23 protein-coding genes and 1 pseudogene are annotated in these 22,966 nt (G+C 65.1%); 18 read left to right on the forward strand and 6 right to left on the reverse strand.

The window, feature by feature from the left end:
• Positions 1-196 precede the first annotated feature (196 nt).
• Positions 197-325 (forward strand): hypothetical protein, encoded by a 129-nt coding sequence (locus F3I16_RS21225; protein ID WP_256670180.1) that lies wholly within the window; start codon positions 197-199, stop codon positions 323-325.
• A gap of 8 nt (positions 326-333) precedes the next feature.
• Here F3I16_RS21225 and F3I16_RS14120 read toward each other — a convergent pair whose 3' ends face one another.
• The gene (locus tag F3I16_RS14120; RefSeq protein ID WP_160494214.1) at positions 334-618 is read right to left on the reverse strand and encodes a hypothetical protein; all 285 of its coding nucleotides are present in this window, start codon (positions 616-618) and stop codon (positions 334-336) included.
• Positions 619-803: 185 nt separating this feature from the next.
• Between F3I16_RS14120 and F3I16_RS14125 the strand changes: the two genes are divergently transcribed.
• The 7 genes from F3I16_RS14125 (at position 804) to F3I16_RS14155 (ending at position 7,313) form a co-directional block, all read left to right on the forward strand.
• Entirely contained in the window at positions 804-1,640 is an 837-nt protein-coding gene (locus tag F3I16_RS14125) for a sulfatase-like hydrolase/transferase (protein WP_160494215.1), read from the forward strand.
• Positions 1,640-2,551 (forward strand): sulfotransferase, encoded by a 912-nt coding sequence (locus F3I16_RS14130; protein WP_160494216.1) that lies wholly within the window; start codon positions 1,640-1,642, stop codon positions 2,549-2,551. Before F3I16_RS14125 ends, F3I16_RS14130 begins: the two co-directional genes overlap by 1 nt.
• A 13-nt stretch (positions 2,552-2,564) precedes the next feature.
• Positions 2,565-2,957 carry a hypothetical protein gene (locus F3I16_RS14135; protein WP_160488568.1) on the forward strand — a complete coding sequence of 131 codons (393 nt, stop codon included), beginning with the start codon at positions 2,565-2,567 and terminating at the stop codon, positions 2,955-2,957.
• A 24-nt stretch (positions 2,958-2,981) separates the two neighbouring features.
• The gene (locus tag F3I16_RS14140) at positions 2,982-3,896 is read left to right on the forward strand and encodes a PHB depolymerase family esterase (RefSeq protein ID WP_160494217.1); all 915 of its coding nucleotides are present in this window, start codon (positions 2,982-2,984) and stop codon (positions 3,894-3,896) included.
• Positions 3,897-3,963: 67 nt separating this feature from the next.
• Positions 3,964-4,866, forward strand: a complete 903-nt coding sequence (gene cysD / locus F3I16_RS14145; RefSeq protein WP_372239635.1) for a sulfate adenylyltransferase subunit CysD — start codon at positions 3,964-3,966, stop codon at positions 4,864-4,866.
• Entirely contained in the window at positions 4,866-6,767 is a 1,902-nt protein-coding gene (gene cysN / locus F3I16_RS14150) for a sulfate adenylyltransferase subunit CysN (RefSeq protein ID WP_160494219.1), read from the forward strand. The genes cysD and cysN overlap by 1 nt, the downstream gene beginning before the upstream one ends.
• 351 nt (positions 6,768-7,118) lie before the next feature.
• Entirely contained in the window at positions 7,119-7,313 is a 195-nt protein-coding gene (locus tag F3I16_RS14155; RefSeq protein WP_160078937.1) for a hypothetical protein, read from the forward strand.
• 94 nt (positions 7,314-7,407) lie between these two features.
• Here F3I16_RS14155 and F3I16_RS14160 read toward each other — a convergent pair whose 3' ends face one another.
• Positions 7,408-8,904: a helicase HerA-like domain-containing protein gene (locus F3I16_RS14160; RefSeq protein ID WP_160494220.1), complete on the reverse strand. Its 1,497-nt coding sequence runs from the start codon at positions 8,902-8,904 to the stop codon at positions 7,408-7,410.
• Positions 8,905-9,035: 131 nt separating this feature from the next.
• On the opposite strand from F3I16_RS14160, the pseudogene F3I16_RS21395 reads away from it, so the two are divergent.
• Positions 9,036-10,058, forward strand: a pseudogene (locus F3I16_RS21395) (cache domain-containing protein); the annotation flags it as partial.
• A gap of 90 nt (positions 10,059-10,148) precedes the next feature.
• A complete protein-coding gene (locus F3I16_RS21400) occupies positions 10,149-10,913 on the forward strand; it encodes a methyl-accepting chemotaxis protein (RefSeq protein WP_372238578.1) in 765 nt (254 codons plus the stop codon).
• 6 nt (positions 10,914-10,919) lie between these two features.
• Here F3I16_RS21400 and F3I16_RS21230 read toward each other — a convergent pair whose 3' ends face one another.
• Genes F3I16_RS21230 through purU form a run of 3 tightly spaced genes read right to left on the reverse strand, consistent with a single transcriptional unit; the run spans position 10,920 to position 12,454 of the window.
• Positions 10,920-11,123, reverse strand: coding sequence for a hypothetical protein (locus F3I16_RS21230; protein ID WP_256670181.1), 204 nt, complete (start codon positions 11,121-11,123; stop codon positions 10,920-10,922).
• 6 nt (positions 11,124-11,129) lie between these two features.
• Positions 11,130-11,555, reverse strand: a complete 426-nt coding sequence (locus F3I16_RS14170; protein ID WP_160494222.1) for a CBS domain-containing protein — start codon at positions 11,553-11,555, stop codon at positions 11,130-11,132.
• A gap of 47 nt (positions 11,556-11,602) precedes the next feature.
• Positions 11,603-12,454, reverse strand: coding sequence for a formyltetrahydrofolate deformylase (gene purU / locus F3I16_RS14175; protein WP_160494223.1), 852 nt, complete (start codon positions 12,452-12,454; stop codon positions 11,603-11,605).
• A 479-nt stretch (positions 12,455-12,933) separates the two neighbouring features.
• Between purU and mvaT the strand changes: the two genes are divergently transcribed.
• Complete coding sequence (gene mvaT / locus F3I16_RS14180) at positions 12,934-13,308, forward strand: histone-like nucleoid-structuring protein MvaT (protein WP_160078931.1); 375 nt, start codon at positions 12,934-12,936, stop codon at positions 13,306-13,308.
• A 71-nt stretch (positions 13,309-13,379) separates the two neighbouring features.
• On the opposite strand, the gene sbcB is transcribed toward mvaT, so the two are convergent.
• Positions 13,380-14,813: an exodeoxyribonuclease I gene (gene sbcB, locus F3I16_RS14185; RefSeq protein WP_160494224.1), complete on the reverse strand. Its 1,434-nt coding sequence runs from the start codon at positions 14,811-14,813 to the stop codon at positions 13,380-13,382.
• A 174-nt stretch (positions 14,814-14,987) separates the two neighbouring features.
• Between sbcB and F3I16_RS14190 the strand changes: the two genes are divergently transcribed.
• The 7 genes from F3I16_RS14190 (at position 14,988) to F3I16_RS14220 (ending at position 22,904) form a co-directional block, all read left to right on the forward strand.
• Positions 14,988-15,803, forward strand: coding sequence for a hypothetical protein (locus tag F3I16_RS14190; protein WP_160494225.1), 816 nt, complete (start codon positions 14,988-14,990; stop codon positions 15,801-15,803).
• Positions 15,804-15,894: 91 nt separating this feature from the next.
• Positions 15,895-16,629 carry an RDD family protein gene (locus tag F3I16_RS14195; protein WP_160494226.1) on the forward strand — a complete coding sequence of 245 codons (735 nt, stop codon included), beginning with the start codon at positions 15,895-15,897 and terminating at the stop codon, positions 16,627-16,629.
• Entirely contained in the window at positions 16,626-17,606 is a 981-nt protein-coding gene (locus tag F3I16_RS14200; protein ID WP_160488581.1) for a stage II sporulation protein M, read from the forward strand. The genes F3I16_RS14195 and F3I16_RS14200 overlap by 4 nt, the downstream gene beginning before the upstream one ends.
• The gene (locus F3I16_RS14205; RefSeq protein ID WP_160494227.1) at positions 17,593-19,179 is read left to right on the forward strand and encodes a DUF4129 domain-containing protein; all 1,587 of its coding nucleotides are present in this window, start codon (positions 17,593-17,595) and stop codon (positions 19,177-19,179) included. Before F3I16_RS14200 ends, F3I16_RS14205 begins: the two co-directional genes overlap by 14 nt.
• The gene (locus F3I16_RS14210) at positions 19,176-20,483 is read left to right on the forward strand and encodes a DUF4350 domain-containing protein (protein WP_160494228.1); all 1,308 of its coding nucleotides are present in this window, start codon (positions 19,176-19,178) and stop codon (positions 20,481-20,483) included. The genes F3I16_RS14205 and F3I16_RS14210 overlap by 4 nt, the downstream gene beginning before the upstream one ends.
• Positions 20,480-21,535 (forward strand): MoxR family ATPase, encoded by a 1,056-nt coding sequence (locus F3I16_RS14215; RefSeq protein ID WP_160494229.1) that lies wholly within the window; start codon positions 20,480-20,482, stop codon positions 21,533-21,535. Before F3I16_RS14210 ends, F3I16_RS14215 begins: the two co-directional genes overlap by 4 nt.
• A 37-nt stretch (positions 21,536-21,572) precedes the next feature.
• A complete protein-coding gene (locus F3I16_RS14220; RefSeq protein ID WP_160494230.1) occupies positions 21,573-22,904 on the forward strand; it encodes a DUF58 domain-containing protein in 1,332 nt (443 codons plus the stop codon).
• Positions 22,905-22,966: the final 62 nt, after the last annotated feature.

Genomic DNA, 22,966 nt, shown 5'->3' on the forward strand with positions numbered 1-22,966 from the left:
CACTCGGGGGCCGATACCTAGCAGCGGCTATCTGATGAGCAGCAAATGCAAGAAGTGGGCGCAAAACCTGGAGCAGAACAAAACTCGCGCATCCCTGGCAGCCATCAAGTACCGCAATATCCTTTCCATCCCTCGCGCCAGAGCCGATTCAATAAACCGGCACACATAGAATCAAGCAGCAAGTGATGACAAAAACATGGCGCAAGCCATGCGTTACAGATTTATTTTCCTGGCAAAAATCATGAAACTGAACCGTAACAGTGCGAAACGCACCACGCTGATGCAGTATTTTTGTGGTGGCTTTTTACCAGCAACCACTCAATAATGTCAAAATTACAGCGAAAAACAAAAATAACTGACGCAAAAGTCAAAATTACAGCACTCAGTAAAATGATCAGGTAGAGCCTCTAGCACCGAAGGCAGCAGCCCGTCCGGATGGTCACAGGCACTTCGACGAGAGGAACGGGCAGCATCCACGCCGGCGCCCCGCAAGAAGGCGGCATGCTTGATGCAAACCTTCGCCTCAGCGGTGCCAGGTACTTTCACTGAATGTGCACATTTGCCTGCCAGCATGCCCAAAGCAGCAAACAGGCGATCAGGGAGCAGCAGAACGGCCATGGACAGAGCTTCGATGCCACGCATCACCCGCCGACAGCAGCACCAGCCAGAGCCGTGCGCCAGCACTGCCCGGGAGCCTTGCGCGCCCCCTTCCCCAGCATTCAACCGCGCAACCCTGCCGTACGGCGCGGCGGCGTGACGCAACGCCCATTCCTGCCCCCAGCCAGCCCAGAGAGGACACCCCCATGAGCGCACCCATCAACCACATCGTGTTCATCATCATGGACAGCTGCCGCTACGACTCCTGCGTGGCGGCCAGGACGCCGAACATCGAGCGGGTGGGCCAGGTCGAGAAGCGCTACAGCTATGCCTCCTGGACGGCGCCGTCGCACTACGCCTTCACCATGGGCATGCTGCCGCACAACACCCCGCGCGAGGTCTATGCCTCGGAGGTATACAAGGAAGAGTTCGTGCAGTGGGTGACCCGCACCGGGATCACCGATGTGTCGTTCCGCAACTTCATCCCGGAACTGTCGCTGCCCAAGGTGCTCGGCCAGCTCGGCTACCGCACGGTGGCACGCGTATCGATGCCGGTGCTCAACCAGCAGACCGCGATCAATCAGCACTTCGATGACTACAAGTTGATGAGCAACCACAACGACTTCGCCGGCATGGTCGAGGAGATGACCTTCCCCGAGGACGAACCGCACTACTACTTCCTCAACCTGGGCGAGACCCATTACCCGTACATGCTCAAGGATGAGAACCTGCCGCGCATTTCCGGGGTGCACGGGGTGTTCAAGACCCTCGGCGGCGAGGCCCAGCACAACGCGGCGGACAGCGAAGCGTTCTTCGATCAGGAGCAGATGGAGATGCTCCGCCAGCAGCAGATCCGCTGCGTGGAATACGTCGACGGGCTGATCGGCAAGCTGATGGAGAAGGCACCGGAGAACACCTGGTTCATCATCACCGCCGACCATGGCGAACTGTTCGGCGAGGACGGCTACTTCGGCCACGGCCCGATCATGCACGAGAAGTGCTTCGAAGTGCCGTTCGTCGAAGGCTTCGCGGGCAAGGCCTGATGACCCAGCCGCTGTTCATCCTGGCCTTGCCGCGATCCTATACCTCGCTGATCGCCGGCATGCTGGGCCAGCACCCGCAGACATTCGGCTTCCCGGAGCTGAACCTGTTCACCGTCGATCGCCTGATGGAAATGTGGCAGGACGGCAAGCACGACGCCGGCTTCAACAAGTTCCAGCGCCACGGCATCCTGCGGGCGGTGGCCGAAATCTATGCCGGCGAACAGAGCAGCAATACGGTGGAGATGGCCAACCACTGGCTGGCCGCACGGCAGAACCGCAGCGGCTTCGAGGTTTTCCGCGAACTCAGCGAAGCCCTCGACCCGCTGATGGCGATCGACAAGAGCCCGGCCCACGTGATCAGTTCGGTCTACCTGGAGCGCATCTACTCGGCCTATCCCGATGCGTTCTACCTGCACCTGACCCGGCATCCGACCAACCAGGGCAACTCGGTGATGAAGGTGCAGGACGGCGGCTATGCCCTGTCGGTGAACTCCATCGACTACACCGACAACGAGGCGATCATCGATCCGCAGATCGCCTGGCATGACATCAACCTGAACATCATGGAGCTGCTGCAGAAGGTTCCGCCGCGGCAGAAGATGCATGTGCGCGGCGAGGATGTGATGGCCGATCCGCTTGGCAGCCTGGGCCGCATCTGTCGCTGGCTGGGTCTGCGTGACGACATCGAGGCCCTGGAAGACATGCTGCATCCCGAGCAGTCGCCCTTTGCCTGCGTCGGGCCGATCAACGCCCTGTTCGGCAATGACCCCAACTTTCTGCGCGATCCTGTATTTCAGCCGCACCTACCCAAGCAGCCGCCCCTGCGCGCACCCCTGCCCTGGCGCATGGATGGCGCCTGCCTGAAGGCTGAAGTGCAGAAGATGGCGCTGGAATTCGGCTACCACCACTGACGAGAAGCACAGCATGCCCACACGCCCGCGCATCGGCGACATCGCCAGCCCCAGCTCGCTCGACGAGTTGCCGCCACTGCCGCCGCACCTGCAGGTGCTGCGCGACGACCTGCAGCAGCGTGTGCAGGCGCGCCGCGTACGCAGCCACCTGGAGCGGGAGCTGTCGCACCTCAACGGCAGCCGCGAGATCGCCGGCAGCGTGCGCCTGCTGTTCGATGGCCAGGGCCGCCCTTCGGAGAACCTCAACCTCAAGGAAATCGTCAAATACCGGCAGAAGATCGAGACCGACATCCAATGGCTGGAGGCCATCCTCATCGAACTGCGCGGCGATCTCACCGTCGTCCGCGAACTGGAGGACGCGGCCCTGGATGTGGCCAGCGTGCAACAGGCCGAAGAAGACTACTGAACGGACACTTGCGAGGAACCGAGCATGCGCATCACGTCACTCAAGCCCCTGCTGTCGAGCCTGCTGCTCGTGCTGCTGGCCCCGCAGGTGGTGCAGGCCGCCAAGCCGGAAGGCCAGCTGTTCGAGATCGCCGTGGCCGGCAGCACCCGTAGCTACAAGCTGTTCGTTCCCGCCAGCGCCGGGCAGGGCGAACTGCCGCTGATGATCGTCATGCATGGTGGCCTCGGCAACGCCGACGAGACCGAGCGCACCACCGGCATGAACCGGGTCGCCGCCAGCAACCAGTTCATGGTCGCCTATCCCAACGGCACCGGCTCCCGCCTGCTGAAGAATCGGCGCACCTGGAATGCCGGCAAGTGCTGCGGCCCGGCCGTCGAGCAGAATGTCGACGACGTGCAATTCATCCACGGCATGCTCGCGGACATCGCCCGCCAGCACCCGCTCGACCGCTCGCGGGTCTATGCCACCGGCATTTCCAATGGCGCAATGATGGCTTACCGCCTGGCCTGCGAAGCCCCCCAGGACATTGCCGCGATCATCCCGGTATCCGGCACCCTGGCCCTGAACAGCTGCGCCGGGGCGAAAGGCGTGCCGATCCTGCATATCCATGGTTCCAAAGACAGCAACGTGCCCTATGCGGGCGGCATGGGCGAGAACGCGATCGCCGGGGTGGCCCATCGCTCGGTGCCGGAAACCCTGCAAATCATGGCCAAGGCCCATGGTTGCGGCGGCTCCAGCGAACAGGCACTGCCCGACGGTTCGCAGCTGACCAGCTGGAGCTGCCCGAGCCAGGCGCCCGTAGAGCTGCGCCTGATCCCCAACGGCGAACATGTCTGGCCGGGAGGTGACAGCCGCCGCAACCGCAAGCTGTACGCCGGCAACTTCTCCGCCAGCCAGGCCGCCTGGGACTTCGCCAAGCAGTTCCGCAAGGGCCGCTGAAGACCGCCAGGCGCACCCGACCGATCAATCCGAGCAGTCCCCAGCCATGCACGCAGAGAGCGCCGCCATGTCGCAACTGACCCATCTCGAACGTCTGGAAGCGGAGAGCATCGACATCTTCCGCGAAGCGGTTTCCGAAGCGGAAAACCCGGTGATGCTCTACTCCATCGGCAAGGACAGCGCGGTCATGCTGCACCTGGCGCGCAAGGCCTTCTACCCCTCGCCGCCACCCTTCCCGCTGCTGCATGTGGATACCACCTGGAAGTTCCAGGCCATGTACGCGATGCGCGAGCGCATGGCCAGGGAGTCGGGCATGCAGCTGCTGGTCCACCACAACCCGGAGGCCCACGAACAGGGGATCAACCCGTTCAGCCACGGCTCGGCGCTGCATACCGACATGTGGAAGACCGAAGGCCTGAAACAGGCCCTGAACGCGCACAAGTTCGACCTGGCCTTCGGCGGCGCCCGGCGTGACGAAGAGAAATCACGCGCCAAGGAGCGCGTATTTTCCTTCCGCTCCGCCCAGCACCGCTGGGACCCCAAGGCCCAGCGCCCGGAACTGTGGCGCCTGTACAACGCCCGCAAGCAGCCGGGTGAAAGCATCCGCGCCTTCCCCCTCTCCAACTGGACCGAGCTGGACATCTGGCAGTACATCTACCTGGAAGGCATCCCGATCGTGCCGCTGTATTTCGCCGCCAAACGCCCGGTGGTCGAGCGCGACGGCGTGCTGATCATGGTCGACGACGAGCGCATGCCGCTGCGCGCAGGCGAAATACCGCAACTGAAGAGCGTGCGCTTCCGCACCCTGGGCTGCTACCCGCTGACTGGTGCGGTAGAGTCGCAGGCGGATACCCTGCCTGCCATCATCCAGGAAATGCTGCTGGCCACCACCAGCGAGCGCCAGGGACGGATCATCGACCACGACAGCAGCGGTTCGATGGAGAAGAAGAAAGTCGAGGGCTACTTCTGATGAACGCACAGACCCACCTCATCGAAGAGGACATCGAGCAGTATCTCAAGGCGCACCAGCACAAGAGCCTGCTGCGCTTCATCACCTGCGGCAGCGTCGACGACGGCAAGAGCACGCTGATCGGCCGCCTGCTGTATGACGCCAAGGCGCTGCTGGACGATCAGATGAGCGCCCTGGAAAGCGACTCGAAGCGAGTCGGCACCCAGGGTGGCGAACTGGACTTCGCCCTGCTGGTCGATGGCCTGTCCGCCGAGCGCGAACAGGGCATCACCATCGATGTGGCCTACCGCTTCTTCGCCACCGACAAGCGCAAGTTCATCGTCGCCGACACCCCCGGCCACGAGCAGTACACCCGCAACATGGTCACCGGCGCCTCGACCGCCGACCTCGCGGTAATCCTGATCGATGCGCGCAAAGGTGTGCTGACCCAGACCCTCCGCCACAGCTACCTGGTCTCCCTGCTGGGGATCAAGCGCGTGGTGCTGGCGATCAACAAGCTGGACATGGTCGGCTACTCGCAGGAAGTCTTCGAGCAGATCGACGCCGATTACCGTGCCTTCGCCAGCAAGCTCGGCCTCGAGCATATCCAGAGCATTCCGCTGTCGGCCCTGCGCGGCGACAACATGACCGGCCCCAGCGGCAACACGCCCTGGTACAGCGGTCCGAGCCTGATGCAGCATCTGGAGAACGTGCCCATCGATGGCACCCAGGACGATGCACCGCTGCGCATGCCGGTGCAGTGGGTGAACCGGCCCAACCTGGATTTCCGCGGTTTCTCAGGGCGCATCCTCGGCGGCAGCGTGCGCCCCGGCGATGCCATCCGTGTGCTGCCCTCGGGCAAGCTCAGCACGGTGGCGCGCATCGTCAGCCTGGGCGGCGACCTGGTGCAAGCCAGTAGCGGCCAGTCGGTGACCCTGACCTTGTGCGATGAAATCGACATCAGCCGTGGCGACGTGATCGCCAGCGCCGACGCGCCGCCGGCCGTGGCCGATCAGTTCGAGGCCACCGTGGTGTGGATGTCCGAGCAGCCGCTGCTGCCGGGGCGCACCTATCTGGTGAAGCTGGGCGCCAGCACCCTGGGCGCCACCCTGAGCCCGCCCAAGTACCAGATCGAGGTCAACAGCCTCGACCATCTGCCGGCCAAGAGCCTGGCGCTGAACGAGATCGGCGTCTGCACCCTGAGCCTGGACCGCGCCACGGCCTTCGACCCCTACGCGGAAAATCGCGACATGGGCAGCTTCATCGTCATCGACCGCTACAGCAACCAGACGGTCGGTGCCGGCATGCTGCACTTCGCCCTGCGTCGCTCGCAGAACATCCACTGGCAGGCGCTGGAAGTCGACAAGCAGGCCCGTGGCCGCCTCAACGGTCACCAACCCTGCGTGCTCTGGCTGACCGGCCTGTCCGGGGCTGGCAAGTCGACCATCGCCAACCTGCTGGAACGACGCCTGCACGCGCTGGGCGCGCATACCTACCTGCTCGATGGCGACAATGTCCGTCACGGGCTGAACAAGGACCTGGGCTTCACCGCCGCGGACCGGGTCGAGAATATCCGCCGCATCGGCGAAGTCTCGAAGTTGATGGTGGATGCCGGCCTGATCGTGATCAGTGCCTTTATCTCGCCCTTTCGTTCCGAACGCGAACTGGCGCGCAACTTGGTAGAAGTAGGCGAGTTCATCGAGGTATTTGTCGATACGCCATTGGCCGAAGTGGAAAGACGCGACCCCAAGGGTTTGTACAAGAAAGCCCGGCGCGGCGAACTGAAGAACTTCACCGGAATCGACTCTCCCTATGAAGCGCCGCAAGCAGCGGAGATTCATATTGAAACCAGCCGCTACAGCGCCGAACAGGCCGCCGACTATATAGTTGAACAATTACGAGAACGTGGCCTGCTGCTCTGAGAAACGCCGCAGCCTTGGCGCAGGGGCGGTGCCGGTACCGCCCCTGCATGCGGCAGCGAATGGCTTGCGGGCATGTTTTATCTGCCGGGCCGGTCAGTTTTTATTGGAACCGATCGGGATTCCGGCGTTCCCAGATAAACACGTGACAAAATACCGCCCGGTAATATCTGGCAAATATGAAGTGGAAAGTTATAATCGGCTCGCGCATTGCAGCAACAATACTTTGCTGCAATGGCCTCGGCTCAAGCAGAGCCCTTCTCGCCGGTTAAAAACCCTTCTATTGGTGGCTGCATAAGCCCATAGACGGCGAGCCCAGCCAATTTGGCGATCAGCAACATTCTGGATAATCACGTGACGAAAGATGAACTGCGCGCGGAACTAGAGCGCCAGGCACAACGTTACAAGGATGTATACGGCGGAGAAGTCATTACCTACGCCGCTCAACCGGACCCCGAGCGCAAACCCTGGCGCAAGAAACCCAGCCTGCTCGACCAGGCATTCCAGCAAGAACTGCACAAGATCGAACAGGCCCGCGAAAGCGAGTGAGCCTCGTCACCGAGCCGAATGCCCGGCATCCGCGCCCCGTGCACCCGGCAGAATAAAGGCGCCACCAGGCGCCTTTATTCTCGGGCGAAGCCACTCAGCGCCGTTTGCCGCCCAGCAGCGAGCCCATCAGGCCACGCACCAGTTGCCGACCGATCTGATTGGCGGCCTGGCGCACCGCGGTTTTCATCACCTGGCTGGCGAGGCTGCCGAGCAGTTCGCCGGCCATGCCGCCCAGACCGGCGGTGTCGCCCGACTTGTCGGCGGCCCTGGGCTGCTCGCCAGGAGCCTCGACCGACTGCTGCTGGGCTCGCGCCATGAGCATTTCATAGGCCGACTCGCGATCCACCGCCTTGTCATAGCGCCCGGCCTGCGGCGAGGCGCGCAACAGTGCGGCCCGCTCGCCTTCGCTCAGCGGGCCGATGCGCGATTGCGGCGGGGCAATCGCCACCCGCTGCACCATGGCCGGCGTGCCTTTTTCTTCGAGGGTGCCAACCAGGGCCTCGCCGATGCCCAGTTCGGTGAGCACGGTGAGGCAGTCGAACTCGGGATTGGGGCGGAAGCCGTCGGCCACCGCACGCAGGGACTTCTGCTCCTTGGTGGTGAAGGCGCGCAAGCCGTGCTGGATACGCAGGCCCAGCTGGGCCAGCACGTCATCGGGCAGGTCGCCGGGGGACTGGGTGACGAAGTAGACCCCGACGCCCTTGGAGCGGATCAGCCGCACCACCTGTTCCAGGCGCTCCTGCAGGGCCTTGGGGGTATCGGCGAACAGCAGGTGCGCCTCGTCGAAGAACAGCGCCAGCACCGGTTTCTCCGCATCGCCACGCTCGGGCAGCTGTTCGAACAGTTCGGCCAGCAGCCAGAGCAGAAAAGTCGCATAGACCTTGGGCGCCTCGTGCACCAGCTGGCTGGCATCGAGCAGGTGGATACGGCCGCGGCCATCGCTGTCCGGGCGCAGGATGTCCTCGAGCTGCAGCGCCGGCTCGCCGAACAGCGCCTCGGCGCCCTGCTGTTCGAGCGTGGCCAGACGGCGCAGCAGGGCCTGGGCCGAGGCGCCGGCAAACAGGGCACGATCCTCGCCGAGCAGCTCGGGATGGTCCTTGAGGTGGTTGAGCAGCGCCTTGAGGTCTTTCAGATCGAGCAGCAGCAGACCTTCGCGATCGGCCACCTGGAAGGCGGCATAGAGTGCGGCCTGCTGGCTGTCGGTCAGCTCCAGCAGGTTGGCCAGCAGCAGCGGCCCCATTTCGCTGAGCGTGGTGCGCAGCGGATGCCCACTGCGCCCGGCCACATCCCACAGCGTCACGGGATAGGCCCGCGGCTGATGATTCAGCCAGGGCATCCCGGCGATCCGCTCGGCCACCTTGCCTTGCGGGTTGCCCGCGGCCCCGAGGCCACAGAGATCGCCCTTGATGTCGGCGGCAAATACCGCCACGCCGGCATCGCTGAACAGTTCGGCAAGCCGTTGCAGGGTCACCGTCTTGCCGGTGCCGGTGGCGCCGGCCACCAGGCCGTGGCGATTGGTCAGGCGCAGCGCCTGGCTTACGGGCCGTCCCTGCGGATCGGCACCCAGTACAAATGCATCGGAAGCAGGCATCTTGCCATCCCTCGGGCTAAAGCTTTACTGCATAGAGGTCGTTATAAGCGGTGTAGAGCACAGTCCAGGTGAAAACCACCTGCCGCTAATAACTAAAGACTGCTGCCAGAACTCACCGGACGCAAGCAACCATGACCCAGAACCTGAAGTTCAGCCACAAGATCCTGATCGCCGCCTCATTGGTGGTGATTGCGGCTTTTTCCCTATTCACCCTCTACAACGACTACCTGCAGCGCAATGTGATCAAGGCCGATCTGGAAAGTGAACTGCAAAGCCTGGGGACGGTCACCGCCAGCAACATCCAGAACTGGCTGTCCGGACGCATCCTGCTGGTGGAGAACGTCGCCCAGTCGATCGACAGCGCCACCACCGCGGACAGCCTGGCGAGCACCCTGGAACGCCGCAGCCTGGCGTCGACCTTCGCCTTCACTTATCTGGGCGCGGCCGACGGCAGCTTCACCATGCGCCCGGATGACGAAATGCCGGCCGACTACGACCCGCGCACCCGGCCCTGGTACAAGGACGCCATGGCGGCCGGCGGCTCGACCCTGACCGAGCCCTATGTCGACGCCGCCACCAGCGAACTGATCATCACCATTGCCACCCCGGCCGGCAGCGCCGGTGTGGTCGGCGGCGATCTCAGCCTGAACACCCTGGTCGAGATCATCAACTCGCTGGACTTCAACGGCATGGGCTATGCCTTCCTGGTCAGCGCCGACGGCAAGATCCTGGTGCACCCGAACAAGGACCTGGTGATGAAATCGCTCACCGAGGTCTACCCGAAGAACACCCCGCAGGTCAGCCGCGGCTTCAGCGAAGTCGAGCTGGATGGCACCCCGCGTCTGCTCACTTTCACCCCGGTCAAGGGCCTGCCCTCGGTCAGCTGGTACGTCGGCCTGTCCATCGACAAGGACAAGGCCTATGCCCCCCTCAACGAGTTCCGCGCCTCGGCGATCATCGCCACGGTGATTGCGGTGGTCCTCATCATGCTCCTGCTGAGCATGCTGATCCGCGTGCTGATGCAGCCGCTGCACGTGATGGGCCGCGCCATGCAGGACATCGCCCAGGGCGAGGGCGACCTGACCAAGCGCCTGGCCATCCATTCGCAGGACGAGTTCGGCCGGTTGGCCAGCTCATTCAACCAGTTTGTCGAGCGTATCCACGCCTCGATCCGCGAAGTGTCCTCGGCCACCCAGCAGGTCAACGAAGTGGCCAAGCTGGTGGTCAACGCCTCCAACTCGTCGATGGTCAACTCGGACGAACAGGCCAACCGCACCAATAGCGTGGCCGCGGCGATCAACGAACTGGGCGCCGCCGCCCAGGAAATCGCGCGCAATGCCGCGCAAGCCTCGCATCAGGCCTCCGACGCGCGCCGCCTGGCCGAGGATGGCAGCCAGGTGCTGGAGAAGACCATTGCCGCCATGAACGAGCTGTCGAACAAGATCAGCGACTCCAGCGGCAACATCGAGAAGCTCAACGGCAAGACGGTCGACATCGGCCAGATCCTCGAGGTGATCAAGAGCATCTCCGAGCAGACCAACCTGCTGGCCCTCAACGCGGCGATCGAGGCGGCGCGCGCCGGCGAGGCCGGCCGCGGCTTCGCGGTGGTGGCCGACGAGGTACGCAACCTGGCCCACCGGACCCAGGAATCGGCCCAGGAAATCCAGAAGATGATCGAGGAGCTGCAGGTCGATGCCCGCGACTCGGTCAGTACCATGACCGAGAGCCAGCGCTACAGCGCGGACAGCGTCGCCATCGCCAACCAGGCCGGTGAGCGCCTGGGCAGCGTGACCCAGCGCATCGGCGAAATCGACGGCATGAACCAGTCGGTCGCCACCGCCACCGAGGAGCAGACCGCGGTCGTGGACTCGCTGAACATGGACATCACCGAAATCAACACCCTCAACCAGGAAGGCGTGGAAAACCTGCAGGCCACCCTGCGCGCCTGCGGCGATCTGGAGCAACAGGCAACGCGCCTGAAGCACCTGGTGGACAGCTTCCGCATCTGAAACCGTCTACTTCTTGGGCGCAAATCGCTCCTGCGCCCGAGCGGACCCACTCGGCGGCGTGCCCTCCTGCAGCTGCGACCACAGCTCGGCGGCACCGGGAAACTCGGTGCCGTCCTCCTCGCTCAAGGCATCCGGATCATAACGGCTGGTACAGCCCTCCCCCAGCGTGGGGGGCGGATGGGCCGTGCCCGGCTTGCGTGGATGCGGCATGGTCTCTTAACCCTCGGTCTGCTGCCCCGACTCATGCTGGGCGAATTGCTTGACCGCGCGCAGCACATCCTGGCAACTGATCTGCCCGAGCAGCCGACCGTCGGCGACCACCGGCAAATGATGGTGACCACCATGCAGCAAGCGCTCGGCCACCTCGATCACGCTGAGGTCGGCCGCTACCGTTTCCACCCGCGTAGTCATGCAGGCGCTGACCGTACCGCCGGTTTCCTCGTAATAGGCACCGGAGAGGATGCCGCGCAGGCAATCGATCTCCGTCAGCAGGCCGATCAGAGCGCCCTGCTCGTCAACCACCGGAGCGCCCGAAATGCGGTGTTCGAGAAACAGATCGATAGCCGTATACAAATCCGTATCGGCATGGAAGGTGACCTGGTGCGTGGTCATATAGTCGCGCACCTTGATCGACTTGAGCATCACTAGACTCCTCGTCCGCGGCTGGCCGTGGCATCCACCGACAGAAGTCAGTCGAACACCACCGTCTTGTTGTCGTGTACCAGTACCCGATCTTCCAAGTGATAGCGTAGCCCACGGGCGAGGGTCATCTTTTCCACATCCCGACCGAGGCGGACCATGGTTTCGATGCTGTCGCGATGGCTGACGCGTACCACGTCCTGCTCGATGATGGGGCCGGCATCCAGCTCCTCGGTCACGTAGTGGCAGGTGGCGCCGATCAGCTTGACGCCACGCAGCGAAGCCTGGTGGTAGGGTTTGGCGCCGACGAAGGACGGCAGGAAGCTGTGATGGATGTTGATCACCCGCCCGGCGAAGTCCTTGCACAGCTGCGGCGGCAGGATTTGCATGTAGCGCGCCAGCACAACGGCGTCGGCATCGCACTGGCCGACCAGACGCGCCACTTCGGCGAACGCCGGGGCCTTGTCCTGGGGGTCGACCGGTACGTGATGGAAGGGAATGTCGTGCCATTCGACCATGCTGCGCAGATCGTCATGGTTGGAGATGACGCAGGGGATGTCGCAATCCAGCTCGTCGCTGTGCCAGCGGTGCAGCAGGTCGGCCAGGCAGTGCGACTCGCGACTGGCCATCAGCACCACGCGCTTCTTCTGGGCGGAATCGGTTACCCGCCATTCCATGGAGAACTCGCGGGCAATCGGGGCGAATGCCTGGCGAAAACCGTCGAGATCGAACGGCAACGAGTCGGCACGAATCTCATGGCGCATGAAGAACCAGCCACTCTGGTTATCCGAGTGGTGGCTGGCTTCGCTGATCCAGCCATTGTAGGTAGCCAGGAAATTACTGACTTTGGCAACGATGCCAACGCCGTCCGGGCAGGCGATGACCAGCCGAAAAGTGCGCATGATGGGAGACTCCAGAAACTTCGCGAGGGCGCCATTCTAGCCAGAGCAGGGGAAAACTTCAGTATCTGCCTGACCAGGCAAATCACCCGGGACCACCGGAGCAAACCACCACAGGCAAGCGCCGGACTTGTGCAGGCATATGGCAGACCCCACGGCCATTATCCAGCCGCCGAGCGTGCCGCGATCTCGGGGCAAACTTGCATCCTAACGAGCCGCAACATGCGGTGTAATCCGCCATCCGATAAGTGCTGGCGCGCAAGAACTTGCACAGTCGCCAACTTGCATGGCGCCGCAGTTAATCCGCCAGATATGCAACAGCGAGCGGCAGCAGGCCTGCCGTTATCCCCGGAAGGCCCCGGGCATATATTCCACGAAATAATTTCGGCAAAACTTTTCCAACGTGTTTACTTGTCTCCGAGTGCCTGTCTATTATTGTCTTCAGTCCATCTCATATCCGCCCCCTGTCAAGGTAGAGCACAATGTCCCTGATCAACGAATACCGCGCCACCGAAGAAGCCATCAAGGAACTTCAAGAGCGCCTGAAGAACCTCTCGCAAGATGACAAACTGAAGAAAGAACTGGAATTCGAAGGCAAACTGCGCACCCTGATGGGCGAATACCAGAAGTCCCTGCGCGACATCATTGCCCTGCTCGACCCGGAAGCCAAGCTGAACAAGGCTCCGCGTGCCGCCAAAGCCACCGGCACCAAGCGCGCCCGCAAGGTCAAGCAGTACAAGAACCCGAACACCGGTGAAGTGATCGAAACCAAAGGCGGCAACCACAAGACCCTGAAAGAGTGGAAAGCCAAATGGGGCGCCGCCGTTGTTGAAGGCTGGGCCACCCTGCTCGGCTAAGTCGACAGCACGTCATAGAATAAAAAATGCCGGCAACTTGCCGGCATTTTTTATTCCATCGCCCAAGTCCCTCACAGGCGATATTTCTCCCGCAGCGCGGCGACATGTTCGCGCCAGACCTGCAATACCTGCTGCTGCGCCGCATCGGCCTGCGGCCATTCATTGATCAATGCTGCCTCGAACTGTTCCAGGGTATTCGGCGCCCCCGCCTCGGCATGACTCAGGCGAGTACGGCAGAATGCCTGCCACGTTGCCGCCTCCTGCGCCGACAGGGATTCCGGGAAATTGCGGGCCCGGTAGCGAAACAGCAACTCGGGCAAACGGGCATCGAGAAAACCCCAATTATCGCGCGCCAATTGCAAGGCACTGGCCTGGCGTACCTGTTCGCATAAACGTCGATCGCGGTCACCGAGGAAACCGCCATACAGTTGTTGTTCCGGATCATCCAGCGCGGTGAACTCTTCCTCCGCATAGATATGCGCCAATTTCTCCTGCCATTGCGCCAGGCCGTCACGCAACAACTGCGCGCGCGTTTCGCACTCCGCCAAGTTCAACTGCAGGCGCAGATTATCTTCGGTGCGCAAAACCTTGAGCGACGCCACCACCGGGCAGCGATTGATATGCAGCAGTTTCAGCGGCACCGGCAACTCGCCTTCGGCCAACTGATCGCGCCGGGTATACAGGCGCTGGCGCAGGGTCTGGGCATCCAGTTCCAGCAGCGGCCGCACATCGGTCTGCAAGTCGCAGACGATCAAGGCATTGCGATTGCGCGGGTGCCAGGCCAACGGCAGCACCACGGCCAGGTAATTGCGGCTACCGGCAAAGCGCCCGGAAACATGCACCAACGGCTGCAGCAGGCGAATCTGTTCCATGACCTTGTGCTTGCTGCGCAACTGGAACAGGTAGTCGTACAGCTTGGGTTGCCGTTCGCGCAGCAAGCGTGCCAGGGCGATGGTCGCGCGCACATCCGACAGCGCATCGTGCGCCTGGCCATGCTCGATGCCGTTGGCCTCGGTCAGGCGTTCGAGCTTCAGCGATGCCCGCCCCTCGTCGTCACGCGGCCACACGATCCCTTCCGGGCGCAGGGCGTAGGCGGTGCGCAGCAGGTCGATCAGGTCCCAGCGGCTGTTGCCGTTCTGCCACTCGCGGGCATAGGGGTCGTAGAAGTTGCGGTACAGGCTGTAGCGCGTCATCTCGTCGTCGAAACGCAGGCTATTGTAGCCCGCGCCGCAGGTGCCGGGCAGCGCCAGCTCGGCATGCACGCGCGCCATGAACTCGGCCTCGCAGAGGCCCTGATCGCGCAGGATCTGCGGGGTAATCCCGGTGATCCGGCAGGCCGCCGGATGCGGCAGAATGTCGTCGCTCGGCTGGCAATAGATGTTCAATGGCTCGCCGATTTCGTTGAGCTGCTCGTCGGTACGGATACCCGCAACCTGCAACGGTCGATCGCAGCGCGGGTTGATCCCAGTGGTTTCGTAGTCGTACCAGAAGATGCTTGAGCTCACGGCGGTTTCCATCGAGAAGAGGCCCGCGCAGTCTAACAGGCGCATACGGTGCACAAAAAACGCGAAAAAGCATGATCGCGCTCACGGGCGCACAGGTGCAACTTGCTGCCGCCCCGCCACTGTCGCTAGGATGCGCGGTTCGTAATGGCGTCCCACTACAACAAGGAAGTACTCATGACCGACACAACCCTACAGAACCCCTATGCCATGCCGGGCAGCGCCCTGCAGGAAACCACCGCCCCCGGGCAGGCGCCCTCGCTCGAACAGGCCCTGAGCCGCGGCTACGACTTCTCCATCGGCAGCCTGCTCGGTGAGGCCTGGAGCAAGACCAAGGGCACCAAAGGCGTGATCTGGGGCAGCTATCTGGTGTTCTGCGGCGCCATGATGGTCGCCTCCTTTCTCCTCTCGATCATCCTCTCCGTATTCGGCGTACTCGGTGCCCTGGGCGCCTCCAGCCTGGGCGACAGTGCCGGCGGCGGCCTGCTGGCCGCAGGCGTGTTCGGCTTCTTCGTGATCGGCCTGGGCGCCGGCCTGGTCATGCTCGCCGTGGTCTACCCCTTCGTGGCCGGCATCAACATGGTCGGCATCCGCCAGGCTGCCGGCCAGCCGGTACGCTTCGGCGAAGTGTTCAGCCACTTCGGGCGCACCCTGCCGCTGCTGCTGGCGGCGATCCTGATGGGCATCCTGGTGAATGTCGGTTTCCTCCTGTTCGTCGTCCCGGGCATCTACCTGGCCGTCGCGTTCCTGCTGACCATCCCGCTGATCGTCGAGCGCAAGCTGTCGGCCTGGGACGCCATGGTGGTGTCGTGCAAGGCGATCAACCAGCACTGGTTCAAGGTGTTCTTCCTCTACCTGCTGCTCGGCGTGATCATGATGATCAGCATGATTCCGCTGGGCATCGGCCTGATCTGGACCGTGCCGATGTTCATCGTGGCCCAGGGCATTCTCTACCGCACCATCTTCGGTGTGCTGCCCGCACCGGCCAACTGATTGCCAGCCAGCACTCGGGCCGCCGCGGCGGCCCGATTGCCTTCCCTCCTGCTGCTGGCTAGCATCAGGCTTTCTTCGATGCAGTTGACGAATGCAGCCCACCCCGCCGAGCGTCGCCCATGAGCCATCCCGCACCCGCACCCGGCTGCTGGATACGCGCCACCATGTCGAAACCCCGGAAGGCATTGACCTGGTCCTGCGCCCGGCCGGCGCGCTGCCGCGCATCCTGGCCTTCGGCCTGGACCTGCTGATCCGCGGCGCCATCCTGTTGCTGATGTTCATCGTCATGGCCTTCCTCGGCCAGCTCGGCGTGGGCCTGGGCAGCATTCTGCTGTTCCTGGTCAACTGGTGGTACATGGTGCTGTTCGAGGTGTTCAACCAGGGCCGCTCGCCGGGCAAGCAGATCATGGGCCTGCGCGTGGTGCATGACGACGGCACCCCGGTCGGCTGGGGCGCTTCGCTGACCCGCAACCTGCTGCGCTTCGTCGACATGCTGCCGGTCGGCTACTGCCTGGGGCTGGTCAGCTGCCTGAGCCATCCGGCCTTCAAGCGCCTGGGCGACTTGGCCGCCGGCACCCTGGTGGTATACCGCGACGAGAACGGCAAGCGCCCGGAGATTCCGGCCGGCGACAGCGAGCGCCCGCCGTTCTGCCTCAGCCTCGCCGAACAGCGCGCCCTGCAAGGCTTTGCCGAACGCCAGGGCGGCCTGTCCGCGGCCCGCCGCCAGGAGCTGGCCAGCATCCTCGCCGAGCCCCTGCAAGTGCCGCCAGAGCAAGCCGAGGCCCGCCTCAACAACATCGCCCGCGGCCTGCTGGGGGCGACATGAAGCAGCACCTGTTCGAGCACAAGCACGCCGCCGACTGGCAGCGCTTCACCCAGCTGCTCGGCCAGCTGGAGCGTGGCAAGGCCGACAGCAAGGCCTGCGAAAGCTTTGCCGCCGATTACCGCCATCTGTGCCAGCACCTGGCCCTGGCCGAGGAGCGTGGCTACAGCAGCCACCTGATCGACCAGCTGCAACAGCTGGCGATGCGCGGCCACCAGCAGTTCTACCGCCACCGCAGCCACCTGCTGGCACAGATGATCCGCTTCCTGATCAGCGGCTTCCCGCAACTGATCCGCAGCGAATGGCGCTGCGTGCTGGCCGGCTGCCTGCTGTTCTTCGGCAGCCTAATCGGCATGGGCCTGCTCACCTGGCAGTTCCCCGAGCTGATCTACGGCCTGCTCGACCCGGCCCAGGTCAGCGACATGGAGCGCATGTACGACCCCGACGCCCGGCGCATCGGCCGCTTCAGCGAGCGCGACTCGGGCGATGACTGGATGATGTTCGGCTTCTACATCATGAACAACATCGGCATCGCCTTTCAGACCTTTGCCAGCGGCCTGCTGTTCGGCCTCGGCAGCCTGTTCTTCCTGCTATTCAACGGCCTGATGATCGGCGCCGTCGCCGGCCACCTGACCCGCATCGGCTACAGCGAAACCTTCTGGTCCTTCGTCATCGGCCATGGTGCCTTCGAGCTGACCGCCATCGCCTTCGCCGGCGCCGCCGGGCTCAAGCTCGGCTGGGCCCTGCTCGCCCCGGGCCGCCTGCGCCGCGGCGAGGCCCTGCGCCAGGCTTCCGGGCGCAGCATCCAGCTGGTCGCCGGGGTGATCCTGTTCCTCGTCATCGCCGCCTTTGTCGAGGCGTTCTGGTCGTCGATGACCTACACCACGCCGACCATCAAGTACCTGGTCGGCACGGCCCTGTGGCTGCTGGTGATCGCCTATTTCGTTTTCGCCGGACGCCACCGCCATGCGCCTGACTGACGCCAGCGTCGCCATCCGTCCGCGCAGCGCCTGGGAAGCCGTCGACCTCGGCGTGCTCCTGGCGCAGCGCCATGCCGGCCTGCTGATGGGCAGCTGGGCCATCGTCACCCTGCCGGTGTTCGCCCTGCTCAGCCTGCTGCTGTGGCAATACCCGACGCTGTCCGTGCTGCTGTTCTGGTGGCTCAAGCCGGCCTGGGAGCGCCTGCCGCTGTATATCCTGTCGCACGCCCTGTTCGGCGACACACCTTCGCTCAGGCAGGCACTCAAGGCCCTGCCCGGCCTGCTCAAGCCGCAGCTGCTGGCCAGCCTGACCTGGCGCCGGCTCAGCCCGACCCGCAGCTTCGACCTGCCGGTGCTGCAGCTCGAAGGCCTCGCTGGCGAGGCCCGCAGCAAGCGCCTGGTGGTGCTGGGCCTGGGCAACAGCGGCGGGCCGACCTGGCTGACCGTGCTCGGCGTGCACCTGGAAGGGGTGTTCTGCTTCGGCCTGATCGGCCTGCTCTACCTGCTGCTGCCGCAGCAGATGGAGATCGACTGGGACTGGCAGAGCATGCTCAGCGGCGGCCAGGCCGAGTGGCTGTGGCTGGAACACCTGTCCAACCTGCTCTACGCCCTGGTGCTGGTGTTCTGGGAACCGATCTACGTGGCCTGCGGCTTCACCCTCTACCTCAACCGGCGCACCGCGCTGGAGGCCTGGGACATCGAGCTGGTCTTGCGCCGCCTGCGCCAGCGCCTGACCGGCAGCGCCTACGCCCTGCTCCTGGTTGGCGCCCTGTTCGCCCTGGTCCCCAGCCCGCCGGCCTGGGCCAGCGAACCCGCCAGCAGCTGCCCGATCCCCGTCGAAGACCCGAACGGCCCGGACGCCCCGCGCCTGCTCAAGCAGCCGCTGACCAGCCAGGCCGCCCACGACAGCATCACCCGGCTGCTCGACCAGCCGCCGTTCGAACACCGCGAGACGGTGACCCGCTGGCGCTTCGGCGATGAGCAGAAACAGGCCGAGGACAAGGAGCAGGACGAGAGCCAAGACCTGCTCGAAGCCCTGCAGAACCTCGGCGCGCTGGGCGACTACCTGAAGAAGCTGGAAATCGTCGCCCTGATCTTCGAGGTGCTGCTGTGGACCGCGCTGATCGGCCTGATCCTGCTGCTGGTGTGGCGCTATCGCGAATGGCTGAGCACCTTCGCCGGCCGCCTCGGCCTGCCGCAACGCCGCAGCCGCGAGATGCCGAGCCAGCTGTTCGGCCTGGACGTGGCCCCGGAAAGCCTGCCCGACGACATTGCCAGCACGGTCGAGCGGCTCTGGGCCGAGCAACCGCGCGAGGCCCTCGGCCTGCTCTACCGCGCCCTGCTCAGCCGCCTGCTGCACGACTTCCGCCTGCCACTGAAGGGCTCGCACACCGAAGGCGAGGTGCTGCAACTGGTGCAGCGCCTCGACCAGGCCGAACTGAGCCGCTTCAGCACGGTCCTGACCCGCCACTGGCAGAACCTCGCCTATGGCCATCGCCTGCCGCCGGCAGCGCTCAAGCAGGGCCTGTGCGATGCCTGGCGCCGCCTGTTCCAGACGGGAGCGACGGCATGAGCCGGACCGCCAGATTCGCCCTCGGCGGCCTTCTCGTCCTGGCGCTCGGCCTGCTGGCCATCTATGTCCTGGGCCAGCTGCAACCCTACGAGAAGACCCTCAAGCTCGGCCCGGCACCGGAGGTCGACGCCGATCCCTACCTGGCCGCCGAACACTTTCTGCGCGAGCGCAAGATCGCGGTCAGCCGCGCCGACGGCCTGGCCGTGCTGCGCCAGCTGCCGGCGCCCGGGCAGACCCTGATGCTGCTCAGCAGCCGCGAAGACATGACCCCGCGCCAGGCCCGCCAGGTACTGGAATGGACGGCCAAGGGCGGCCATCTGCTGTTCGTCGCGGAAAGCCTGTGGGACGAGGAACAAGGCAAGAGCGACGACTTGCTGCTCGACAGCCTGGACATCCAGCAGCACCTCACCGAAGACCTCGACGAGGCGGCAGACGACGAGGACAGCGGCGCCAGCGAAGCCGACGAACAGGCCGACGCGGACGCCGGCAGCGCCGAGGACAGCGACGCGGCGGAACTCGATGAAGAGCCCGGCGAAAACCAGGAAAACCTCGGCGAGGCGGTCGCCGCCCAGGTCGAGGCCGAGGATGACGACCGCTATCCGGAGCTGACCAAGCTCTACCTGGAGAACGAGGAAGCTCCGGCCTACGTCGACTTCGACACCGACTTCCACCTCTACGACGCCAAGAACCGGGCCCATGCCTGGGCCAACAGCGGCGCAGCCACGCACATGCTGCAGCTGTACCACGGCGACGGTCTGGTCACCGTGCTCACCGACGCCTGGCTCTGGCAGAACGACAGCATCGACGCCTACGACAACGCCTGGCTGCTCTGGTACCTGAGCCAGGACAGCAGCGTCACCCTGCTCTACAGCAAGGTGCGCGACAGCCTGCTCAGCCAGCTGTTCGAGCACTACCCCGCCGCGCTCACTGCCCTGGCCCTGCTGATCGCTCTGCTGCTGTGGCATGTCGGCCTGCGCCACGGCCCGCTGCAGAGCCCGCCCAGCCATGCCCGCCGGCAACTGGAAGAGCACCTGCGCGGCAGCGCCGACTTCCTGTTGCGCCGCACCAGCCAGCAGCACCTGCTGCACAGCCTGCAACGCGATATCCAGCGCCGCGCCCGCCACCGCCACCCGGGCTTCGAGCGCCTGGCCGTGGCCGATCAGTGGCAAGTGCTCGGCCGCCTCACACGCATCCCCACCAGCGCCATCAGCCAAGCCATGCGCCCCGTGCCTGCGCACAAGCTGTCCGCTGCCGACTTCACCCGTCAGGTCGCCAACCTGCAAACCCTCAGGAATGCCCTATGAGCGAACACACGCCGGACCAACCCACCGCCAGCCCAGCACCGGCCGCCCCGGACGCCACCCCGGCGCCCGCCGCCGCGGCGAGCAACCCGGCCAGCCAGCGCCAGCGCGCCACCCAGATGCTCCAGGCCCTGCGCCTGGAGCTGCAGAAGGCCGTGGTCGGCCAGCACGCGGTGATCGACGACGTGCTGACCGCCCTGATCGCCGGCGGCCACGTGCTGGTCGAAGGCGTGCCCGGCCTGGGCAAGACCCTGCTGGTGCGGGCCCTGGCCAAGTGCTTCGGCGGCGAGTTCGCGCGCATCCAGTTCACCCCCGACCTGATGCCCAGCGACGTCACCGGCCATGCCGTGTACGACCTGCAGAGCGAGCAGTTCAAGCTGCGCAAGGGCCCGGCCTTCACCAACCTGCTGCTGGCCGACGAGATCAACCGCGCCCCGGCCAAGACCCAGGCCGCCCTGCTGGAAGTCATGCAGGAGCGCCAGATCACCCTCGAGGGCCGTGCCCTGGCGGTGCCGCAACCCTTCCTGGTGATGGCCACGCAGAACCCCATCGAGCAGGAAGGCACCTACCCGCTGCCGGAAGCCGAGCTGGATCGCTTCATGCTCAAGCTGCGCATGGACTACCCCCAGGCCGATGAAGAAATGAGCCTGGTGCGCCAGGTGACCCGCTCAGCCAAGGCCGACATGCTCGAAGTGGCGCCGCTGCGCACCCTGCTGCAGGCCAAGGACGTGCTGGCCCTGCAGAAGATCGCCAGCGAACTGGCCATCGACGAGCAGGTGCTCGACTACGCCGTGCGCCTGGCCCGCGCCACCCGCACCTGGCCCGGCTTGGCCATGGGCGCCGGGCCGCGCGCCTCGATCGCCCTGGTGCGCGGCAGCCGCGCCCGCGCCCTGCTGCGCGGCGGCGACTTCGTCCTGCCGGATGACGTGAAGGGCTGCGCCCTGGCCGTGCTGCGCCACCGCGTGCGCCTGGCGCCGGAGCTGGATATCGAGGGCCTGTCGGTCGACCAGGTGCTGCAGCAGCTGCTCGACCAAGTCCCGGCGCCGCGCCTGTGATGCGGCGCCAACCGCTGCTGCGAGGCCCGCGCCCGGCATGAAACCTTCGCGCCTCCTGCTCGGCCTGCTCGGCGTGCTGCTGACCCTGGCCATCGTCCTGGGCAGCCTGCCGCTGCTCAAGGTCCAGCTGCCGCCAACCCTGCAACCGCTGTGGTGGAGCCTGCTGCTGTGCCTGCTGCTGGTCGCCGCGGTCGACGCCCTGTGGCTGCGCCGCCTGCCCTCGCCGCGCCTGCAGCGCCAGCTGCCGGGCAACCTGCCGCTGGGGCGCTGGAGCGAAGTGCGCCTGACCCTGCAGCACAGCTACCCCCAGGCGCTGAGCATCGAGCTGTTCGACCATGTGCCCGAACACATGGCGTTCGAATACCTGCCGCAGCGGGTCGAGCTGCGCCCCGGCGAGCAGACCCAGTGCGGCTACCGGGTGCGCCCGCTGCAGCGCGGACACTTCCGCTTCACCCGCTGCGAACTCAACCTGCCCAGCCCGCTGCGGCTGTGGCAGGGCCGGCGCTACCTGGAGCTGGCGGGGGAAACCCGCGTCTACCCGGACTTCGCCCGCCTGTATGGTGCCCAGCTGATGGCGGTGGACGACTGGCTCAGCCAGCTCGGCGTGCGCCAGCGCCAGCGCCGCGGCCTGGGCCTGGAGTTCCACCAGCTGCGCGAGTTCCGCGAGGGCGACACGCTGCGCCAGATCGACTGGAAGGCCACCGCGCGCAAGCGCACGCCGATCGCCCGCGAATACCAGGACGAACGCGACCAGCAGATCGTCTTCCTGCTCGACTGCGGACGGCGCATGCGCAGCCATGACGGCGACCTGTCGCACTTCGACCACGCCCTCAATGCCAGCCTGCTGCTCAGCTACGTGGCCCTGCGCCAGGGCGATGCCGTGGGCCTGGCGACCTTCGCCGGCGACCAGGACCGGTTCGTCCCGCCGGTCAAGGGCCAGGCGCACATCAGCAGCCTGCTCAACGCCGTGTACGCCCTGGACAGCACCCGCCGCCCGGCCGACTACGCCGCGGCGATCAACCAGCTGCTGGTGCGCCAGCGCCGCCGCGCCCTGGTGGTGCTGGTGACCAACCTGCGCGACGAAGACGACGAGGAGCTGCTCGGCGCGGTCAAGCGCCTCGGCCGCCAGCACCGCGTGCTGATCGCCAGCCTGCGCGAGGAAGTGCTCGACCAGCTGCGCCACACCCCGGTCGACAGCTACGAGCAGGCGCTCGGCTACTGCGGTACGGTGAACTACCTGAATGCCCGCGCCGGCCTGCACGAACGCCTGCTGGCCAACGGCATTCCGGTGCTCGACGCCCGCCCCGGCGAGCTGGGGCCGCAGCTGGTCAGTCGCTACCTGGAATGGAAAAAGGCCGGGGTGCTCTGAGCACACCCGGCCTTCCTGGAGCGTGCGCGGCTCGCGCGCTTTCCGCCTATACGCTAACGGGG

Source organism: Pseudomonas sp. L-22-4S-12, from assembly GCF_009799935.1.
Classification (GTDB): Bacteria; Pseudomonadota; Gammaproteobacteria; order Pseudomonadales; family Pseudomonadaceae; genus Aquipseudomonas.

Coding starts and splice junctions, on each gene's coding strand:
- F3I16_RS21225 (WP_256670180.1), top strand. CDS start 197: ATGGCGCAAGCCATGCGTTACAGATTTATTTTCCTGGCAAAAATCATG.
- F3I16_RS14120 (WP_160494214.1), bottom strand. CDS start 618: ATGGCCGTTCTGCTGCTCCCTGATCGCCTGTTTGCTGCTTTGGGCATG.
- F3I16_RS14125 (WP_160494215.1), top strand. CDS start 804: ATGAGCGCACCCATCAACCACATCGTGTTCATCATCATGGACAGCTGC.
- F3I16_RS14130 (WP_160494216.1), top strand. CDS start 1,640: ATGACCCAGCCGCTGTTCATCCTGGCCTTGCCGCGATCCTATACCTCG.
- F3I16_RS14135 (WP_160488568.1), top strand. CDS start 2,565: ATGCCCACACGCCCGCGCATCGGCGACATCGCCAGCCCCAGCTCGCTC.
- F3I16_RS14140 (WP_160494217.1), top strand. CDS start 2,982: ATGCGCATCACGTCACTCAAGCCCCTGCTGTCGAGCCTGCTGCTCGTG.
- cysD (WP_372239635.1), top strand. CDS start 3,964: ATGTCGCAACTGACCCATCTCGAACGTCTGGAAGCGGAGAGCATCGAC.
- cysN (WP_160494219.1), top strand. CDS start 4,866: ATGAACGCACAGACCCACCTCATCGAAGAGGACATCGAGCAGTATCTC.
- F3I16_RS14160 (WP_160494220.1), bottom strand. CDS start 8,904: ATGCCTGCTTCCGATGCATTTGTACTGGGTGCCGATCCGCAGGGACGG.
- F3I16_RS21400 (WP_372238578.1), top strand. CDS start 10,149: ATGGTCAACTCGGACGAACAGGCCAACCGCACCAATAGCGTGGCCGCG.
- F3I16_RS21230 (WP_256670181.1), bottom strand. CDS start 11,123: ATGCCGCATCCACGCAAGCCGGGCACGGCCCATCCGCCCCCCACGCTG.
- F3I16_RS14170 (WP_160494222.1), bottom strand. CDS start 11,555: ATGCTCAAGTCGATCAAGGTGCGCGACTATATGACCACGCACCAGGTC.
- purU (WP_160494223.1), bottom strand. CDS start 12,454: ATGCGCACTTTTCGGCTGGTCATCGCCTGCCCGGACGGCGTTGGCATC.
- mvaT (WP_160078931.1), top strand. CDS start 12,934: ATGTCCCTGATCAACGAATACCGCGCCACCGAAGAAGCCATCAAGGAA.
- F3I16_RS14190 (WP_160494225.1), top strand. CDS start 14,988: ATGACCGACACAACCCTACAGAACCCCTATGCCATGCCGGGCAGCGCC.
- F3I16_RS14195 (WP_160494226.1), top strand. CDS start 15,895: ATGCAGCCCACCCCGCCGAGCGTCGCCCATGAGCCATCCCGCACCCGC.
- F3I16_RS14200 (WP_160488581.1), top strand. CDS start 16,626: ATGAAGCAGCACCTGTTCGAGCACAAGCACGCCGCCGACTGGCAGCGC.
- F3I16_RS14205 (WP_160494227.1), top strand. CDS start 17,593: ATGCGCCTGACTGACGCCAGCGTCGCCATCCGTCCGCGCAGCGCCTGG.
- F3I16_RS14210 (WP_160494228.1), top strand. CDS start 19,176: ATGAGCCGGACCGCCAGATTCGCCCTCGGCGGCCTTCTCGTCCTGGCG.
- F3I16_RS14215 (WP_160494229.1), top strand. CDS start 20,480: ATGAGCGAACACACGCCGGACCAACCCACCGCCAGCCCAGCACCGGCC.
- F3I16_RS14220 (WP_160494230.1), top strand. CDS start 21,573: ATGAAACCTTCGCGCCTCCTGCTCGGCCTGCTCGGCGTGCTGCTGACC.